The following is a 3,323-nucleotide window of genomic DNA, read 5'->3' as shown; positions in this document are numbered from 1 at the left end:
TTTGTTTGTCCGCAAAGAAAATACGCAATTCCTTTCGAGGGCGTGCATGTGTTGCTGCGTTCGTGGGGCTTTCTATGCAACGGCCGTAGGCATGGCTATCATGCGGGCCTCATTGTGAGGCGAGACCTGCATGCTGACGTTGCTAGAGCTTCTTAAAGATGGGCGGTTTCATTCTGGACAGGCTCTTGGAGCGGCGCTGGGTATCAGTCGCAGCGCTGTTTGGAAGCAGTTGCAGCAAATGGAGGCTGAGCTTGGGCTCTCTATTCATAAAGTCCGTGGCCGTGGTTATCAACTCGCAGCTCCAATTGCTCTCCTGGATGGGGCTGAGATTGCTCGACAATCCCATGATTCTTCATGGGGGATTCTGGTTTTTGATTCCATTGACTCAACTAATGCAGAGGCCTTGAGGGCAATTGAGCGCGGACAATCTGCACCGTTTTTCGTCTTGGCCGAGCGTCAGAGCGCTGGGCGGGGGCGGAGAGGGCGCAAATGGGTGAGTCCTTTCGCCGAAAATGTGTATTACAGCTTGGTCTTGCGCATAGATGGCGGTATGCGCCAGTTGGAAGGGCTCAGCCTAGTTGTCGGCTTAGCTGTAATGCAGACTTTGCGTGATTTCGGCATCTCTAAGGCCGGCCTGAAGTGGCCAAACGACGTATTGGTAGGGCGGAAGAAAATCGCCGGCATCTTGCTGGAGTTGGTTGGAGATCCTGCTGACGTGTGTCACGTGGTTTTGGGTGTAGGAATCAATGTGAATATGCAGGGCGCTGAAGAGGTCGACCAGGAGTGGACGTCTATCAGGTTAGAGTCTGGGCGCATGATCGATCGGAACGAGTTGGTTGTTCGTTTGGGGGCTGTGCTTGGGTCGTATCTAAAGCGACATCAAGAGTCAGGTTTCGTGGCGATCCAGGCCGAGTGGGAGCAAAACCACCTATGGCAGGGGCGATCGGTTTCCTTGGTGGCAGGTGTCAACAAAGTGGACGGTATCGTCATGGGAATCGATCGGCAAGGCGCGCTGCGCTTAAGAGTGGAAGGTGTAGAGAAGGTGTATAGCGGTGGTGAGCTCAGCTTGAGGTTGCGAGATGATTCTTGAGCTTGATTGCGGTAATAGCTTCATCAAATGGCGTGTGCTCCATGTCGAGTCGCTGTATGTCTTTTCAGAGGGTGTGGTTGATTCTGATCAGGCGTTGCTGGCGGTCCTGCATGGTTTGCCAGGTTTGTCTTTGACGCTATGTCGGCTTGTCAGTGTGCGTACCTCTGACGAGACTGGGCGATTGGCTGCGATGCTCTTCGAGGCGTTTGCTATTAGTGCGGTTTGCGCTTCTCCCGCTCGAGAAATGGCAGGTGTGCACAATGGTTACGATGATTATGAGCGCCTTGGTTTAGACCGCTGGCTCGCAATGCTAGGCGCTTTTCGTCTGGCAAATGGTGCGTGCCTGGTGCTTGATTTTGGCACTGCGGTCACGGCGGACTTCATCGGGGCGGATGGCATGCACCTAGGGGGGTTCATTTGCCCCGGGATGCCATTGATGCGTAATCAGTTGCGTACCCATACACGGCGTATTCGTTACGATGATCTTTCAGCTGAGCGTGCCCTGGAGAATCTTTTGCCTGGGCGAGCAACTGTTGAGGCGGTCGAACGAGGCTGCTTGTTAATGTTGCGGGGTTTTGTGCTGACCCAATTGGATCAAGCGCGCCGTTATTGGGGGGATGAATTCTCCGTATTTTTAACGGGCGGGGATGCCGGCTTGGTCTCCGATGCTGTGCCTCGCGGTAAAGTTGTCCCGGATCTTGTGTTTGTTGGCTTGGCTGTGGCGTGTCCATTGTCTTGAGGTTTTATATGCGCTGGCTCTTCCTGTTGCTCCTGGTTCTGAATGCTTTTTATTACATCTGGCACCAGCAGGAGGCGCCTCTTCGGGCCAAAGAGGTGACTCCCCTGAGCTTGTATCGCGGTACTCAGCAAGATATTCGCCTGTTGAGTGAGTCCGCTGATGTTGTTGCGCGTCGAGACAGGGCTAAGGTGGCCGAAGCTGAGAACATGTGTCTTTATCTAGGTGGTTTTGCTCGCAGAGAGACGGCGCAGTTGCTTGAGCAGCGTTTGCAGGCTATGGGGGCCAGCGGAGAGCTGCAGTCTTTGGCACTCCCTGATTTAGCGGGCTTCTGGGTGCGTGTAGAGCCCGGCAGCAAGCATTTGGTCGATGATTTGCAGCTCCAGAATCTTGCTAAAGAATTCAATGAGTTAAAACATAAAATAATGTTGTGCGAAGGCATTGCAACTCTCGAATAGTTTGCATAGAATGGCGCCCGCTTCGCAGCGAAGACCAAACAAGGTTGAGGCTGCAAAGTGATGTCAACGCAGCTAAGCTCAGGTTTTTAATGAGAAAAACGCTTGACAGAAGGGTGGCATAGTATAGAATGCTGCCTCGCTTAGGAGGGGTTCCCGAGCGGCCAAAGGGATCAGACTGTAAATCTGACGTCTACGACTTCGAAGGTTCGAATCCTTCCCCCTCCACCAGATTTAGCGTGAGCTGTACGCTCCGCGGGTATAGTTTAGTGGTAGAACCTCAGCCTTCCAAGCTGATGATGCGGGTTCGATTCCCGCTACCCGCTCCAAGTTTACAGTTTGTGCAATGTGTTTCGCTCTTGTAGCTCAGTTGGTAGAGCACACCCTTGGTAAGGGTGAGGTCAGCGGTTCAAATCCGCTCAAGAGCTCCATATAACAAGGCAGATATGAAAATATCTGCCTTTGTTTTAATGGCTTGTGTGATCTGCTCAATTCTTCTCCTAGGGGTGATTTCGATGGCTAAGGAAAAGTTCGAACGTAATAAGCCGCACGTCAACGTCGGTACCATTGGTCATGTTGACCATGGTAAGACTACTCTGACTGCTGCTCTGACCCGCGTCTGCTCCGAAGTTTTCGGTTCGGCCAAGGTTGACTTCGACAAGATCGACAGCGCCCCAGAAGAAAAAGCTCGCGGTATCACCATCAACACCGCTCACGTTGAATACGATTCGGCCGTGCGTCACTACGCACACGTTGACTGTCCAGGTCACGCCGACTACGTAAAAAACATGATCACCGGTGCTGCTCAGATGGATGGCGCAATCCTGGTTTGCTCGGCCGCTGATGGTCCGATGCCACAAACCCGTGAGCACATCCTGCTGTCCCGTCAGGTAGGTGTTCCGTACATCGTTGTCTTCCTGAACAAGGCTGACATGGTTGACGATGCAGATGAGCGTACCGCCGGTGAAGTCCAGGCCGTAGTTCAGACCCTTATGGAACCAGCTGAACAACGCCAGCAGGGTAAGAAACACAGTGACGCCGA

General features: G+C 53.0%; 3 protein-coding genes, 3 tRNA genes and 2 pseudogenes. 7 read left to right on the top strand and 1 reads right to left on the bottom strand.

The window, feature by feature from the left end:
* Positions 1 to 130: 130 nt before the first annotated feature.
* The 7 genes and pseudogenes from birA to M1B34_RS27200 form a co-directional block, all read left to right on the top strand.
* A complete protein-coding gene (gene birA, locus M1B34_RS27230; protein ID WP_268266735.1) occupies positions 131 to 1,090 on the top strand; it encodes a bifunctional biotin--[acetyl-CoA-carboxylase] ligase/biotin operon repressor BirA in 960 nt (319 codons plus the stop codon).
* Positions 1,080 to 1,829: a pantothenate kinase gene (locus M1B34_RS27225; RefSeq protein WP_268266734.1), complete on the top strand. Its 750-nt coding sequence runs from the start codon at positions 1,080 to 1,082 to the stop codon at positions 1,827 to 1,829. Before birA ends, M1B34_RS27225 begins: the two co-directional genes overlap by 11 nt.
* Before the next feature lie 8 nt (positions 1,830 to 1,837).
* Positions 1,838 to 2,284 carry a hypothetical protein gene (locus M1B34_RS27220; protein WP_268261994.1) on the top strand — a complete coding sequence of 149 codons (447 nt, stop codon included), beginning with the start codon at positions 1,838 to 1,840 and terminating at the stop codon, positions 2,282 to 2,284.
* Positions 2,285 to 2,427: 143 nt separating this feature from the next.
* Positions 2,428 to 2,512, top strand: a tRNA-Tyr gene (locus M1B34_RS27215).
* A 24-nt stretch (positions 2,513 to 2,536) separates the two neighbouring features.
* Positions 2,537 to 2,610 (top strand) — tRNA-Gly (locus tag M1B34_RS27210).
* A gap of 26 nt (positions 2,611 to 2,636) precedes the next feature.
* Positions 2,637 to 2,712, top strand: a tRNA-Thr gene (locus M1B34_RS27205).
* 15 nt (positions 2,713 to 2,727) lie between these two features.
* A pseudogene (locus M1B34_RS27200) lies at positions 2,728 to 3,228 on the top strand (GTP-binding protein); the annotation flags it as partial.
* Between the two features lie 27 nt (positions 3,229 to 3,255).
* Here M1B34_RS27200 and M1B34_RS33885 read toward each other — a convergent pair.
* Positions 3,256 to 3,312: pseudogene (locus tag M1B34_RS33885) on the bottom strand (hypothetical protein); the annotation flags it as partial.
* Positions 3,313 to 3,323 lie beyond the last annotated feature (11 nt).

This window comes from Pseudomonas morbosilactucae (assembly GCF_023241715.1).
GTDB classification, from domain to species: Bacteria; Pseudomonadota; Gammaproteobacteria; order Pseudomonadales; family Pseudomonadaceae; genus Aquipseudomonas; species Aquipseudomonas morbosilactucae.
This window is presented reverse-complemented; position numbering and strand designations above follow the sequence as displayed.